This is a genomic window from Aeromonas sp. ASNIH1, assembly GCF_002934285.1.
GTDB classification, from domain to species: Bacteria; Pseudomonadota; Gammaproteobacteria; order Enterobacterales; family Aeromonadaceae; genus Aeromonas; species Aeromonas caviae.
In genome coordinates, this window is the sequence record NZ_CP026228.1 from 3,168,153 (window position 1) to 3,181,792 (window position 13,640).

The 13,640-nt window shown below is 64.7% G+C and carries 11 protein-coding genes and 1 pseudogene; 7 read left to right on the top strand and 5 right to left on the bottom strand.

From position 1 onward, the window contains the following. Positions 1 to 118: 118 nt before the first annotated feature. Positions 119 to 1,494: pseudogene (gene dcuC / locus C2U37_RS15685) on the top strand (C4-dicarboxylate transporter DcuC). Between the two features lie 140 nt (positions 1,495 to 1,634). Beyond that, positions 1,635 to 2,774: a M20 family metallopeptidase gene (locus C2U37_RS15690; protein WP_104452653.1), complete on the top strand. Its 1,140-nt coding sequence runs from the start codon at positions 1,635 to 1,637 to the stop codon at positions 2,772 to 2,774. A 70-nt stretch (positions 2,775 to 2,844) separates the two neighbouring features. Here C2U37_RS15690 and C2U37_RS15695 read toward each other — a convergent pair whose 3' ends face one another. The 3 genes from C2U37_RS15695 to asnS all read right to left on the bottom strand — a co-directional run bounded on the left by C2U37_RS15695 (position 2,845) and on the right by asnS (position 6,723). Then, on the bottom strand, positions 2,845 to 3,501 hold the full coding sequence (locus C2U37_RS15695; RefSeq protein WP_104452654.1) for a hypothetical protein: 657 nt from the start codon (positions 3,499 to 3,501) through the stop codon (positions 2,845 to 2,847). A 126-nt stretch (positions 3,502 to 3,627) separates the two neighbouring features. Continuing rightward, positions 3,628 to 4,971 (bottom strand): anaerobic C4-dicarboxylate transporter, encoded by a 1,344-nt coding sequence (locus C2U37_RS15700; RefSeq protein WP_041215561.1) that lies wholly within the window; start codon positions 4,969 to 4,971, stop codon positions 3,628 to 3,630. Positions 4,972 to 5,322: 351 nt separating this feature from the next. Continuing rightward, positions 5,323 to 6,723 carry an asparagine--tRNA ligase gene (gene asnS, locus C2U37_RS15705; RefSeq protein ID WP_039039869.1) on the bottom strand — a complete coding sequence of 467 codons (1,401 nt, stop codon included), beginning with the start codon at positions 6,721 to 6,723 and terminating at the stop codon, positions 5,323 to 5,325. A gap of 240 nt (positions 6,724 to 6,963) precedes the next feature. On the opposite strand from asnS, the gene C2U37_RS15710 reads away from it, so the two are divergent. After that, positions 6,964 to 7,266 carry a hypothetical protein gene (locus C2U37_RS15710; RefSeq protein ID WP_010674063.1) on the top strand — a complete coding sequence of 101 codons (303 nt, stop codon included), beginning with the start codon at positions 6,964 to 6,966 and terminating at the stop codon, positions 7,264 to 7,266. Here the strand turns inward: C2U37_RS15710 and C2U37_RS15715 are convergent. Continuing rightward, positions 7,254 to 8,075 carry a HAMP domain-containing protein gene (locus C2U37_RS15715; RefSeq protein ID WP_104452655.1) on the bottom strand — a complete coding sequence of 274 codons (822 nt, stop codon included), beginning with the start codon at positions 8,073 to 8,075 and terminating at the stop codon, positions 7,254 to 7,256. The genes C2U37_RS15710 and C2U37_RS15715 overlap by 13 nt on opposite strands. Before the next feature lie 135 nt (positions 8,076 to 8,210). Then, positions 8,211 to 9,485, bottom strand: coding sequence for an adenosylmethionine--8-amino-7-oxononanoate transaminase (gene bioA / locus C2U37_RS15720; RefSeq protein ID WP_104452656.1), 1,275 nt, complete (start codon positions 9,483 to 9,485; stop codon positions 8,211 to 8,213). 193 nt (positions 9,486 to 9,678) lie between these two features. Here bioA and bioB point away from each other — a divergent pair, with 193 nt between their 5' ends. From bioB to bioD, 4 genes are all read left to right on the top strand, one after another. Beyond that, positions 9,679 to 10,767 (top strand): biotin synthase BioB, encoded by a 1,089-nt coding sequence (gene bioB, locus C2U37_RS15725; protein WP_104452657.1) that lies wholly within the window; start codon positions 9,679 to 9,681, stop codon positions 10,765 to 10,767. Then, on the top strand, positions 10,764 to 11,960 hold the full coding sequence (bioF, locus tag C2U37_RS15730; RefSeq protein ID WP_104452658.1) for an 8-amino-7-oxononanoate synthase: 1,197 nt from the start codon (positions 10,764 to 10,766) through the stop codon (positions 11,958 to 11,960). Before bioB ends, bioF begins: the two co-directional genes overlap by 4 nt. After that, entirely contained in the window at positions 11,950 to 12,753 is an 804-nt protein-coding gene (gene bioC, locus C2U37_RS15735; protein WP_041212694.1) for a malonyl-ACP O-methyltransferase BioC, read from the top strand. Before bioF ends, bioC begins: the two co-directional genes overlap by 11 nt. A gap of 108 nt (positions 12,754 to 12,861) precedes the next feature. Next, positions 12,862 to 13,542, top strand: coding sequence for a dethiobiotin synthase (gene bioD, locus C2U37_RS15740; protein ID WP_039039863.1), 681 nt, complete (start codon positions 12,862 to 12,864; stop codon positions 13,540 to 13,542). Positions 13,543 to 13,640: the final 98 nt, after the last annotated feature.

Consider the following 13,640-nt stretch of genomic DNA (forward strand, 5'->3'; position numbering starts at 1 on the left):
TTTTCGGAATAAAAATCTACAACCGTTTGCTTTTTCCATCTTTATTGATGGTGATCAAGAGGAAAGGGGAGATCCCCCACTAAATTGCGCTTCTCGATAATCTTGTCAGGAGTGCACCTTGGAACTCGTCTTCGTCTTGCTCGTGCTGATCGCCGTGGTCTACGGCATCGTCAAGGATTACAACCCGCAGGCGGTGTTGGCGCTGGCGGGCATGGCCCTCTTTGCGGTGGCCTACTGGCTGGGATTGCACCCATTCTGCCCGCTGACAAGAGCACCGGCTTCGCCCTGTTCGACCTGTTCGAGGTGTTCAAGGGGATCTTCTCCTACCGGGCGGCGGGCCTTGGCCTCACCATCATGGCGGTGGCGGGCTTTGCCACCTACATGTCCCATATCGGCGCCTCCCAGGCCCTGGTGCGGGTGGCGGTCAAACCGGTGGCGGGCATCCAGTCCAGCTACCTGATGCTGGCCATCTGCTACCTGGTGGCGGTCTTCGTCTCCCTGTTCGTCACCTCCGCCACCGGCCTTGGCCTGCTGTTGATGGTCACCATGTACCCTGTGATGCGCAACCTCGGCATCAGCCCGGCTTCCGCCTGCGGCGTCATCGCCACCTCCCAGGCGTTCGAAATCGGCCCGACCCAGACCAACGCCATCTTCTCCGCCGGTCAGTCCGGAATGGATCCCACCAGCTACTTCGTCGATTACCAGATCTGGCTGGTGGCCCCCATGCTGCTGGTGACCATGGTGCTGCACTTCTTCTGGCAGCGGCACTGTGACCGCCAGGAGGGCTGGGATCCGGCCCTGCATCGCGGCGAGCACGCGGAGCTTGACGAAAAAGGGGCGGACGAGGTGGCCGCGCCAACCTGGTACGGCCTGCTGCCCATCATCCCCTTCGTACTGATGATGACCTTCTCCAAGCTCCTGGTGACCAGCATCAGCGTCAGCGTGGAGGTGGCCATGCTGCTGTCGGTCTTTATCGGCATGCTGTGCGAGCTGCTGCGCACCCGCTCGGTGCGCACCGCCTTCGCGGGGCTCTCCAGCTTCCTCGACGGCATGGGCAAGGTGTTCGGCCCCGTGGTGGCGCTCATCGTCTGTGCCGAGCTCTTCGCCGAATCCCTCAAGGCCATCGGCGCCATCGATACCCTGCTGCACTCTGCCAGCAATGCCGGCATCGGCAGCGGCCTGATGACCCTGGTGATGGTGGGGCTCATCATGGTGGCGGCGGTCATCATGGGCTCGGGCAACGCAGCCTTCCTCAGTTTCTCCTCCCTGGCCCCCGCGGTGGCAGCCAAGTTTGGCGTGCCAGCGGTGACCATGCTGCTGCCGATGCAGCTCGCCTCGAGCATCGGCCGCACCGTCTCCCCCATCGCGGCGGTGCTCATCGCCTGTGCGGGCATCGCCAAGGTCTCTCCCTTCGTGGTGGTCAAGCGCACCAGCGTGCCCATGGCGGGGGCCCTGGTGACGGCGCTGCTCCTCAACTATCTGCTGTTCATGTAAAGGCTCTGGTGTAGTAGAGGCGGCGGCCAGTTGATCCACGCTGGCCGACCGCCGTTGACGAGGCGGCGTCGAGTGCCCGCCCACTCTTATCGTTGCAAAAACAGTCTGTGTTTTACGCAGATTGTTCCATGGAGAAGACAATGAACGACCTCACGCGCCCGTTTTCCCTCGATACCTATCTGGCGGATCTCGCCCCGCTCATCAACCTCGACTGCGGCACCCGCACCCCGGCCGGGGTGGCCCGGGTCGCCGACATCATGACCGAGAAATATGAGGCCATCGGCTGGCAGGTGACCCGCCACCAGTTCGCCGCCGAGTGCGGCCCCTGCCTCGAGGCAACCAATGCCCCGGGGGCGGATCACTACGACGTCATGCTGGTGGGCCACATGGACACCGTCTTCCCCGAGGGGACGGCGGCCAAGCGACCGCTGAAAATCGAAGGCAATCAGGCCTTTGGCCCCGGCGTCTCGGACATGAAGAGCGGCCTGCTCTCTACCTGGTATGCCTTGAAAGAGCTGGACCCGGCCGTGCTGGCCAGGCTCAAGGTGCTGGTTTGCTGCAACTGCGACGAGGAGATTGGTTCCCCCTGGTCCAAAGAATGGCTGGTGAAAAAAGCCAAACAGAGCGGCTGCGTGCTGGTGGCCGAGGCGGCCCGCCCGAGCGGGGATCTCATCAGCGCCCGTAAGGGCAATGCCAAGTACCGCATCACCTTCCACGGCAAGGCCTCCCACGCCGGTTCGGCGCTGACCGAAGGGGTCTCAGCCATCACAGAGCTGGCTCATTGGGTGCTCGCCATCAACGAACAGGTCAACCTCGACACCGGCACCAGCATGAACGTCGGCGTGGTACAGGGCGGTACCGGCGTCAACGTGGTGCCCGACTTTGCCGAGGCGATCGTCGATCTGCGCTTCTGGAGCAATGCAGAGGCGGCAGCGGTGCACGAGCGGCTCACCTTCATGGCCAAGAACCCCTTCCTCACGGGCTGTCGGGTCGAGGTGGATCGCCAGAGCTTCAAGCCCGCGATGCGCCCGAGCGGCGACACCGAGGCCCTGATGGCACTGGTGGAGGCGGCAGGCAGGGAGGAGGGAGTCCCCTTCACCTGGCTGGAGGCCGGTGGCGGCTCCGATGCCAACTTCACCGCGGCGGCCGGGGTGCCGTCCCTCGATGGCTTCGGCCCCATGGGGGGCGGCTTCCACTCGGAGGCGGAATTCCTGCTGCTGGAGAGCATCGAGCCGCGCATCCGCCTGCTTAAGCGGGTGCTGGGCAAGCTGGCCAAATAGGTCAACGTTAAGGACAAGCAAAACGGGAGGCCAGCGCCTCCCGTTTTTTATGTGTCGCCCTCGTGAGAGGTCATTCCTCGTCCTCCAGCAGATAGGCAAGGTGCTCCTGGCGCGCCACCTGCCAGTGGCCGAGCGTCAGCGGCGCCGCAAACCCGGGGCCGTCGGTCACCATGGTGTGGTACTCCCCCTGCTCGCCGCAGGCATCGAAGCCATCCCGATCCGCCAGTTGCTGCAAATCGCTGAGGGTGCCAGCATCGAGCCTGCGCCCCACCCACTCGGGGGCCAGCACCCGGGTATCGACGCAGGAGAGGTGGGCGACGATGCCGCGGGCCAGCATGTCCGCCAGCAATGCCTCGCGGGGTTGTTGCCAGAGCGGGGTGTGAACGGTGAGCCCCAGGGGGCGACAGCGCTCGCGGATCCAGTTCGGCGCGCCCCCCACGCTGTCGATGTCGCCGGTGACGACCCCATCGAGTTGCCACTCCTCTTTCAATGCCGCCAGGGCCCGCTCATAACCGAGATCGAAGGGCGCTTCGATGGTGACCAGCTGATGGGGCAGTGCGAGGGCCGCCGCCTGACGGCGAACCTGTGACAGGGGATGGGCGAGAAAGCGGGGTGCTGGCGGGGCAAAGGTGATCAGGGCCACCACCTGATGGCCCGCTTCCCGGGCGTGGCAGAGGGCCTGCATGGCATCTTTGCCGCCGCTCCAGAGCAGGATGACGCGAGACATGGGGGATTTCCGCAAAGAAAAGAGGGGCCATGCTACCCAGAGTGGGGGGCGATGGCAAAGCGCGGGTCGGAGATGCGGGGATAAAAAAGCGGCTCCCACGGGGGAGCCGCTCGCACTGGATGCCTGTTACAGCAGGATGCTGGTCAGGATGAAGCCCAGGGTACAGGAGGTCACCACCCCGATGAGGCCCGGAATGATGAAGCTGTGGTTGATGATGAACTTGCCGATGCGGGTGGTGCCGGAGCGGTCGAAGCCGATACAGGCGAGATCGCTCGGGTAGGTCGGCAGCACGAAGTAGCCGTAGCTCGCCGGCAGGAAGGCGATGAGCAGCTTGGGTTCGACCCCCAGCGCCAGCCCCATGGGGGCGATGGCGGTGAGCGCCGCGGCCTGGCTGTTCACCAGCTTGGAGATGAGGAAGAGCACCAGGGCGTAGGTCCAGGGCTGGGCCTGTACCACGTGGGCCAGGGTCTCCTTGAGCAGCGGCATGTGGGCCTGGAAGAAGGTTTCGCTCATCCAGGCGACCCCGAACACGGAGAAGATGGCGACCATGCCCGCCTTGAAGACGGCGCCGTTGGCGATCTCCCCCGGCTTGACCTTGCAGCGCATCAGGATGATGGCGCCGGCGATCAGCATCATCATCTGGATCACCAGGTTCATGGAGAGGGGGCCCGTCTTCTCCTTGATGGTGAAGACGGGGCGCAGCGCCTCATCGGCCCCCAGCAGCACCACGGCAGCGATGGCGGCGAAGAAGATCCAGGTGGACCAGTAGGCCTCTTTCGGGAACTTGGTGTTGAGCAGGGTTTCACCACCGCCGTAGATGAAGTCCCGCTGGGCAGGGTCCTTGATCTTGGCCTGGAACTCCTCGTCCTTGTCCAGATCCTTGCCGCGGCGCAGGCTCCACAGGGCCGCCATCATGACACCCATGAGAGAGGAGGGGATGGCGACCATCAGGATGTCGAGCAGACCGTAGGCCTGACCCACGCCGTGAGCCGCCGCCAGGATGGAGACCATGGAGACCACGGCCACCGAGACCGGCGAGGCGCAGATGGCCATCTGGGAGGCAACGGACGCCACTGCCATGGGGCGCTCCGGGCGGATGTTCTTCTGCAGCGCGATGTCGGCGATGATGGGGAACATGGTGTAGACCACGTGGCCGGTGCCGCACAGGAAGGTGAGGGTCCAGGTCGTGAGCGGCGCCAGCAGGGTGATGTACTGGGGGTGGCGGCGCAGCAGACGCTCGGCCACCTGCATCATCAGGTTGAGACCGCCGGCGGTCTGCAGGGTGGCGGCGCAGCCAATGACCGCCAGTATGGTCAGCATCACCTGTACTGGCGGCTCGCCCGGCACCAGGCCGAAGACGAAGGTCAGCAGGAACAGACCGATACCGCTGATAAGACCCAGCCCCATGCCCCCGAAGCGGGTACCCAGCAGCAAGCAGCCGAGTACCACCAAAAATTCCATCAAGATCATTCCATTACCTCGTGTGTTTTATCCATGTCCCCATCGGCCAGCTGCCCGGGATCCGCTGTCATCAATTACCCCTGAAGGGTTAATGGATATTTTGTCACCCCTAAAGGGGTAAAAAATTGCGTTGCTTCAACAACCGGCTTTTTTCCGATTTAAGTGCATAAAAACTACGGTTCAGCCCTTGAACAGGGGGCCGCTTCCTGGCCCACACCAGATAAATGACGGGAAAGATGGGGGAGCGCACAGGGTTGGGCATGCAAAAGGCGGGAATAACGGGGGCAGGAAGAGCGAGGCAGGTATAAAAAAGCCGACCCCGGGGGTCGGCTTTTGCACGGTGCGAGTGGGCGGGTCGCCTTAGAACTCGGCGGTGCGGGGAGTACGGGGGAAGGGGATCACGTCGCGCACGTTGCCCATGCCGGTCACGTAGACCACCAGGCGCTCGAAGCCCAGACCGAAGCCGGAGTGGGGCACGGTGCCGTAGCGACGCAGATCACGGTACCACCAGTAGTCTTCCTTGTTCAGACCCATCTCGGCCAGACGGGCATCCAGCACCTCGAGACGCTCTTCACGCTGGGAGCCGCCGATGATCTCGCCGATCCCCGGGGCCAGTACGTCCATGGCGGCAACGGTCTTGCCGTCGTCGTTGAGGCGCATGTAGAAGGCCTTGATGTCCTTCGGGTAGTTCTTCACCACCACCGGGGACTTGAAATGCTCCTCGGCCAGGTAGCGCTCGTGCTCGGAGGAGAGATCGATGCCCCAGGAGACCGGGAACTCGAAGCTCTTGCCGCAGTTTTGCAGCACGTCGATGGCGTCGGTGTAGTCAATCTGGGCGAAGTCGGAGGCGACGAAGCGCTCCAGACGGCCGATGGCGTCCTTGTCCACGTGCTGGGCGAAGAACTCCAGATCGTCGCGGCGCTCGGTCAGCACGGCGTTGAAGACGTACTTCAGCATGGCTTCGGCCAGGGCGGCGTTGTCTTCCAGATCGGCGAAGGCCACTTCCGGCTCCACCATCCAGAACTCGGCCAGGTGGCGGCTGGTGTTGGAGTTTTCGGCGCGGAAGGTCGGGCCGAAGGTGTAGACCTTGGACAGGGCGCAGGCGTAGGTTTCGACGTTCAGCTGGCCGGACACGGTCAGGAAGGTCTCCTTGCCGAAGAAGTCCTTGTCGTAGTCCACCTTGCCTTCGGGGGTGCGCGGCAGGTTTTCCATGTCCAGGGTGGAGACGCGGAACATCTCGCCGGCCCCTTCGGTGTCGGAGGCGGTGATGAGGGGCGCCGCGATCCAGAGGTAGCCCTGTTCGTGGAAGAAGCGGTGAATGGCCTGGGAGAGGCAGTTGCGCACCCGGGTCACGGCACCGACGATGTTGGTGCGGGCACGCAGGTGGCCCTGCTCGCGCAGGTACTCGATGCTGTGGCGCTTGGCAGACATGGGGTAGGTGTCCGGATCTTCGACCCAGCCCACCACCTTGACCTCGGTGGCCTGCAGTTCGAACGCCTGGCCGCTGCCCTGGGACTCGACCACGGTGCCGGTCACTTCGACGGAGCAAGCTGTGGTCAGACGTTGCACTTCATTCTCGTAATTGGCCAGGGTATTGGGGGCGACGGCCTGCACCGGATGGAAGCAGGAGCCATCGGAAACGGCCAAAAATGAGATCCCCGCCTTGGAATCGCGGCGGGTCCGGATCCACCCTTTCACAGTCAGGGTGGTGCCGACCGAATACTTACCGGCCAGCACATCAACTACGGATGCGTGCGTCATCGAAATATTGTCTCCAGCTTGTTCTTGCAGCGCTATTTGCAACACTAGGGGTCTGGCCCGGGCGCAGTTGGCCCACCATGGCAGACTAAGCCGTTCATCTTACCCGCGCAGGTTTGATAAACAAGCAAAAATGTCGGACCCTTGCGGGGATTTCCCCATGCATCGTGCATGGATCATGGCGGCTGGACGAGGGTGAGGGTGAAGGAGCGCAGGCGGGGGCCGGATGGCTGGATACGGGTGTTGCAGGGGCTGGTGATCCTCTGCTGGGGCGGCTTTGTCGCCCTGCTCTCCCTCTATCACTTCGCCCGGCCAGAGGTGGCTTACGGCTTTCTGGTCTATGGGGGCGTCAAAGTGCGCCAGAGCTGGGACCCCCTGCTTACCCCCTGGCTGGAGCGCGGGCTCTGGGGTTGCTGCCTGCTGACCCTGGTGGTGCTGGTGCTGGCCCGTGGCCGCAGCCGCCGGCAGGAAGATGCCCGCCACGTCAATCTCTTCATCCTGCTGCTGATCCTGGTGGCCTGCCTGCTGCTTTACTACCGGGGCTGAGGGCCGTCGCCGTCATCCATCCCCTGAGAGGCGGGGCGCTTGCCTATCTGGCGCTCCACGCTGTCGAGCATCTGGTTGTAGGCGAGCGCCACCCGGCCAATCTCGTCCCCTTCATCCCCCTCCAGCCTGTGGCCGAAGTCGTTGCGATCGGTGGCCTCCTCCATGGAGCGGGTCAGCTGGTTGAGAGGGCTGACTATCCAGGTGCGGATGACCCAGAGGGTGAGCAGGAGTCCCAGCCCGAAGATGAGGGTGAGGCTCAGGGCCGAGGTGAGGATGTTCTGCTCCACCCGGGTAAACAGGGTGTCGAGGGAGTAGTCAAAACGCACCGCTCCCAGTACGGTGTTTTCCGGCACCTGGTGGCAGCTGGTGCAGTCGGTACCGCGAAAATCCTTTCTGGCCAGCAGCGGGCGGGTCACCACCAGCCGGCTGTGCATGCCGTCATGCTCTACCTCCAGGCTCCCCTTGCCCGCCAGCGCCAGGGCATCGTACCTGTCCTTCGGGGCCTCGACGTCACGGCCCGGCCCGTACTGCTTGTTGACCGCCGCCCCGCGCACGATGCGGGCATCTTCCACGTGGGCGTGATGGAGAAACTTGGCGCGCAGGGTATCGCGGGCGTCCATCTTGCCGGTCAGCATCAGCATGTTGAGGCCGTCGAAGTAGGCCTCGGTCTGCTCGCGGCTCTGTTCCTTGATGAGGGTCAGGATGAGGTCACGCTCGCGCACCGCCTGATAGGCCGCAGAAAACACCAACACCATGGAGAAGATGAAGAGCAGGAAGAAGTTGATCTTGGCAGCAATGGAGAGGCGCATGGGACTGGTACATCTGTTGGGTAAAACCCGCGCAGTCTACTCTCCTCGCCGGACGGGTTTTGGTGTCTTGCTCACATTCTGATGAAAAAGCGCCGAAAGGCCCTGCGTTCTCATGCAGGGCCCGTTCATCCGGACTCAATATTCGCCGCTGGTGATGGCCTCGTGGATGGCGCCGGTCAATACCCGCAGCTCTTCAGGGGTGATGACGAAGGGGGGCATCAGATAGACCAGCTTGCCAAACGGCCGGATCCAGGCGCCCAGTTCGACGAACTTGCGCTGGATGCGCGCCACGTCCACCCGCTCCTTCATCTCCACCACCCCGATGGCGCCGAGTACCCGCACATCCGCCACCGCCGGGTGCTGGGTCAGTTCCACCAGTTCGGTTTTGAGTTGGTGTTCGATGGCTTGCACCCGCGCCTGCCAAGGTGAGGCGAGCAGCAATTCGATGGAGGCGTTGGCCACGGCGCAAGCCAATGGGTTGCCCATGAAGGTCGGTCCATGCATGAAGACGCCCGCCTTGCCGTCACACACGGTGCGAGCCACATGCTCGGTAGTGAGCGTGGCCGACAGCGTCAGGTAGCCGCCGGTGAGTGCCTTGCCCAGGCACATGATGTCGGGGCTGATCCCCGCCCAGTCACAGGCAAACAGCTGGCCGGTGCGGCCAAAGCCGGTGGCGATTTCATCTGCTATGAGCAGCACGCCGAACTCGTCGCACAGGGCGCGCACCCACTGCAGGTAGCGGGGGTGATAGAAGCGCATGCCGCCCGCCCCCTGGACGATGGGTTCGAGCACGATGGCGGCAATTTCCTCGTGATGATCCGCCACCAGAGTGGCCAGCTCCACCACGCTCTGCTCGTCCCACTGGGCGTGGAAACGGCAGCTGGGCGCTTCGACGAAATGGTGTTCGGGCAGGAAGCCCTGGTAGAGCTCGTGCATGCCGCCATCCGGGTCGCACACGCTCATGGCGCCGAAGGTGTCGCCGTGATAGCCGCCCCGAAGGGCAACGAATTTGGCGCGGGGCGTCCCTTTGGCATGCCAGTACTGCTGGGCCATCTTGAGGGCCACCTCCACCGCCACCGAGCCGGAATCCGCCAGAAAGACCCGATCCAGCCCCTTCGGGGTGATCTCCACCAGCTTGCGGCAGAGCTCGACCGCCGGGGCATGGGTCAGGCCGCCAAACATCACGTGGGACATCTTGCCGAGCTGGGCGGTGGCGGCCGCGTCCAGTTCCGGCACCTGATAGCCGTGAACGCAGGCCCACCAGGAGCTCATGCCATCCACCAGCTCGCGCCCGTCCGTCAGGGTGAGGGTCACCCCTTTGGCGCTGGCCACTTCATAGCAGGGCAGGGGATGGGTGAGGGAGGTATAGGGGTGCCAGACGTGGTGCAGGTCGAATTCTTGATTGGTCATTTTGTGTTCTGTTGTCAATTGATTTGATCTGGTCGGTGTTGACAGTCTACGCGTGCTCTCTACACTAGCCAACAATTTCAGCCACTTGGCTTCGCGCACGCCCTGGCGTCGCGCTGTCCAGCTGGCGGGTCTTGCGGCGAACGCTCTCTTGAGCGCGGCGCAGGATCCCACCAATAACAACCGGAAGCCATGTATGAATGCTCTTACCGCGGGTGCCCACGCCCTTCGTCACGACTGGACCCTGTCCGAGGTTCAGGATCTCTTTGCCCTGCCATTCAACGATCTGCTGTTCCAGGCCCAGACGGTGCACCGTGCCCATTTCGACCCGAACGAGGTGCAGGTGAGCACCCTGCTCTCCATCAAGACCGGGGCCTGTCCGGAAGATTGCAAATATTGTCCCCAGAGCGCTCGCTACCACACCGGGCTCGAGACCGAGCGGCTGATGGAGGTGGAAAAAGTGCTGGAGCGGGCCCGGGAGGCCAAGGCCAACGGCTCGTCCCGTTTCTGCATGGGGGCGGCCTGGCGCAATCCGAAAGAGAAGGACATGCCCTACATCCTGCGCATGATTGAAGAGGTGCGCGGGCTCGGCATGGAGACCTGCATGACGCTGGGGATGCTGACCGCCGATCAGGCGGCGCGTCTCGGGGCGGCGGGGCTCGATTACTACAACCACAACCTCGACACCTCGCCGGAGTTCTACGGCGACATCATCACCACCCGCACCTATCAGGACAGGCTCGACACCCTGGAGCATGTGCGCGGCGCCGGCATGAAGGTCTGCTCCGGCGGCATCGTCGGCATGGGGGAGCAGGCGAAAGATCGGGCGGGCCTCCTGATGGCGCTCGCCAATCTGCCCCGCCACCCGGAGAGCGTGCCCATCAACATGCTGGTCAAGGTGAAGGGGACGCCCCTGGAGAACCAGGAGAACCTGGACCCGTTCGAATTTATCCGCACCATCGCCGTGGCGCGCATCATGATGCCGGCCTCCCACGTGCGCCTCTCCGCCGGGCGGGAGAAGATGAACGAGCAGATGCAGGCCATGTGCTTTATGGCCGGGGCCAACTCCATCTTCTACGGCTGCAAGCTGCTGACCACCCCCAATCCGGACGAGAACAGCGACATGCATCTCTTCAAGCGCCTTGGCATTCGCCCCGCCCAGCGGGCCCAGAAGCCGGATCAGGTTCAAGAGGAGGAGCTGCTGGCCGAGGTGAACCGCCAGAGCGAGCCGAGCGAACTCTTCTACGATGCCACCCGTTCCCGCGCTGATGTCCTCCGTCCATGATGACGCCCGTTGTTACCGGCCCCTTTGCCCTGGGGCAGGCGCTGGCCGAGCGTGAACAGGCCACCCTGCTGCGCCGACGCACCCCGGTGGAGGTGGCGAGCGGCGGGCGGATCCGGGTCGGGGGGCGCGATTACCTCAACGTCTCTGGCAACGACTACCTGGGCCTTGCCGGTCACCCCGCCATCAAGGCCGCCTTCACGGCGGGGGTGGCGCAATATGGCGCGGGGGCAGGTGCCTCGCCCCTGGTGACCGGCTACAGCCGCGCTCACCAGCAGCTGGAAGAGACGCTTGCCGACTGGCTCGGCGTGGAGGCGGTGCTGCTGTTCAACTGCGGCTTCTCCGCCAATCAGGCGGTGCTCAAGGCCCTGCTCGGCAAGGATCACCTGCTGTGGCAGGACAGGCTCAACCACGCCTCCTTGCAGGAGATGGGGAGCCAGCTCCCCTGCAAGATGAAGCGCTTTTGCCACAACGACATGGCGGCCCTTGAGCGGCTGCTTGAGCCAAACCGGGGCCTGATCGTCTCGGAAGGGGTCTTCAGCATGGACGGGGATCAGGCCCCCTGGGCTGAGCTGGCCACACTCGCATCCCGAAGCGGCAACTGGCTGATGATTGACGATGCCCACGGCCTCGGCGTGCTGGGTGCCGAGGGGCGCGGCACCCTGGCGGCCCAGGGGGTTGCTCCTGCCAGCGTGCACATCCAGATGGGGACCTTCGGCAAGGCGCTCGGGGTGGCCGGCGCCTTTGTGGGTGGCAGTCGCGAGCTGGTGGAGTACCTGGTCAATTTTGCCCGCCACTATGTCTACAGCACCCATATGCCCCCCGCCCAGGCGTGCGCCGTGCGCCAGAGCATCGAGCTGGTACGCGTAGCCGACGAGGCCCGTGCCCACCTGGCTCGCCTTGTCGCCCGGTTCCGGCAGGGGGCGCAGGCGCTAGGCTGGCGGCTTGGGGCAAGCGATACCCCCATCCAGCCGCTGCTGGTGGGGGAGAGCGTCGCTGCCCTGCAACTGGCCGAGCGGCTGCGGGAGTGCGGTGTCTGGGCCGGCGCCATCCGCCCGCCCACGGTGCCGGTCGGCACGGCGCGCCTTCGCATCACCCTGTGCGCCGCCCATGGCGAAGATGACGTGGATCGCCTGCTCGAGGCCCTGGGACCCCGCCCATCCACCGACGAGAGAGGGGGCGCCCATGGTGCATGAGCGTTTCCAGTCGGTGGACAAGGCACAGCTCGCCCGCCGCTTCGGGGCGGCGGCCCGCCACTATGACGCCCACGCCCGCTTCCAGCAGGAGGTGGGGCAGTCGCTGCTGGCGCGCATGGACGAGGGGGGCGTGAAAGAGGTGCGCTCAGGGGCCGGGCTGGATCTGGGCTGCGGTACCGGTTTCTTCCTGCCTGCCCTGGCGCCGCGCTGCGAGACGCTGACCGGGCTGGATCTCGCTCCCGGCATGCTGGCCCAGGCGGCCCTTCGCGGCAGCGGAGCCCGCCTGGTGTGCGGCGATGCGGAGGGGCTGCCCTTTGCCGACCAGAGCCTGGACTGGGTCTTCTCCAGCCTGGCCCTGCAGTGGTGCGAGCGGCCGGCCCAGGCCTTTGCCGAGCTCAACCGGGTGCTCAAACCCGGTGGACAGGTCTTCTTCTCGACCCTGCTTTCGGGGTCACTGTGGCAACTGCGGGAGGCCTGGCGGGCCGTGGATGGTCGTGACCATGTCAATCGCTTCCTGACGTTGCCTCAGTTGCAGCAGGCGGCCCGTGACGGGGGCTTCGAGGCCCCGGCACTCTGCCCGCTGACCTGGTCCCTCGCCTACCCGGCGCTCAGCGGACTGCTGCGCGACCTCAAGGGGATAGGCGCGAGCCAGGTCAACGACGAGCGGTCTGCGGGCCTGGGTCATCGCCAGCGCCTGGTGCGACTGGGGGAGGCCTACGAGCGCCACCGTCAACCGGACGGCCTGCTGGCCGCCAGCTACGAGGTCTGCCTCGGGCGCCTGGTGCGGCGCTGACACAAAAAGACCCGGCGCACCCACCCCTTCAGCGGCAGGACGCGCGCCTGCCTTTCACCATGGATATCGGGGCGCCTCTGCGCCCCTGCACTGCATCGAGGAATCATCATGGGGACATCCTATTTCATCACGGGCACGGACACCGACGTGGGCAAAACCCTGGTGGCCCGCACCCTGTTGCTGGCGCTTGCCGCCAGAGGCATTCGCTGCGCCGGGTACAAACCGGTGTCGGCGGGCTGCACCCGCACCCCGGAGGGGCTTCGCAATCTGGATGCCTTGCTGTTGCAGCGGGCGGCCACGGTTGCGCTGCCCTACGAGCAGGTCAATCCCTATGCCTTCGAGCCGCCCATCGCCCCCCATATCGCCGCCCGTGAGCGGGGGGCGAGCATCCCCTTCGAGGGGCTGTCCGCCGGCTTGCGGGAGATTGAGGGAGCTGGAGCCGATCTCGTCATTGTCGAAGGGGCGGGGGGCTGGTTCCTGCCGCTGGATCATCAGCGTCTGCTCTCGGAGTGGGTCGCCCAGGAGCGGCTGCCGGTGATCCTGGTGGTGGGGGCCAGGCTGGGCTGCCTCAACCATGCCCTGCTCACCGTCAGCGCCATTCGCCAGCAGGGGTTGACCCTGGCGGGCTGGGTCATCAACCGGGTGGATCCGCACATGAGCCGCTACGAGGAGAACCTGGACACCTTGAAAGCCATGTTGCCGGCCCCATTTCTGGGGGAGCTCCCCTTCGTGGACGCGGTGAATGAGGTGGATTTGCACCACTGTCTCGATGTGTCGCCCTTGCTCTGAGGCCAGACATTCAGCAAACATTCATCGAGTCTGTCTATTATCTGGGGCAAGTGTGGCATCGGTCGCCCCTGGGGCGCCCCGAACCATGCATCCATATC

What these genes read in the sequence shown, in the direction of transcription:
- C2U37_RS15690 (WP_104452653.1), top strand. Translation starts at nt 1,635, where the DNA reads ATGAACGACCTCACGCGCCCGTTTTCCCTCGATACCTATCTGGCGGAT.
- C2U37_RS15695 (WP_104452654.1), bottom strand. Translation starts at nt 3,501, where the DNA reads ATGTCTCGCGTCATCCTGCTCTGGAGCGGCGGCAAAGATGCCATGCAG.
- C2U37_RS15700 (WP_041215561.1), bottom strand. Translation starts at nt 4,971, where the DNA reads ATGATCTTGATGGAATTTTTGGTGGTACTCGGCTGCTTGCTGCTGGGT.
- asnS (WP_039039869.1), bottom strand. Translation starts at nt 6,723, where the DNA reads ATGACGCACGCATCCGTAGTTGATGTGCTGGCCGGTAAGTATTCGGTC.
- C2U37_RS15715 (WP_104452655.1), bottom strand. Translation starts at nt 8,075, where the DNA reads ATGCGCCTCTCCATTGCTGCCAAGATCAACTTCTTCCTGCTCTTCATC.
- bioA (WP_104452656.1), bottom strand. Translation starts at nt 9,485, where the DNA reads ATGACCAATCAAGAATTCGACCTGCACCACGTCTGGCACCCCTATACC.
- bioB (WP_104452657.1), top strand. Translation starts at nt 9,679, where the DNA reads ATGAATGCTCTTACCGCGGGTGCCCACGCCCTTCGTCACGACTGGACC.
- bioF (WP_104452658.1), top strand. Translation starts at nt 10,764, where the DNA reads ATGATGACGCCCGTTGTTACCGGCCCCTTTGCCCTGGGGCAGGCGCTG.
- bioC (WP_041212694.1), top strand. Translation starts at nt 11,950, where the DNA reads ATGGTGCATGAGCGTTTCCAGTCGGTGGACAAGGCACAGCTCGCCCGC.
- bioD (WP_039039863.1), top strand. Translation starts at nt 12,862, where the DNA reads ATGGGGACATCCTATTTCATCACGGGCACGGACACCGACGTGGGCAAA.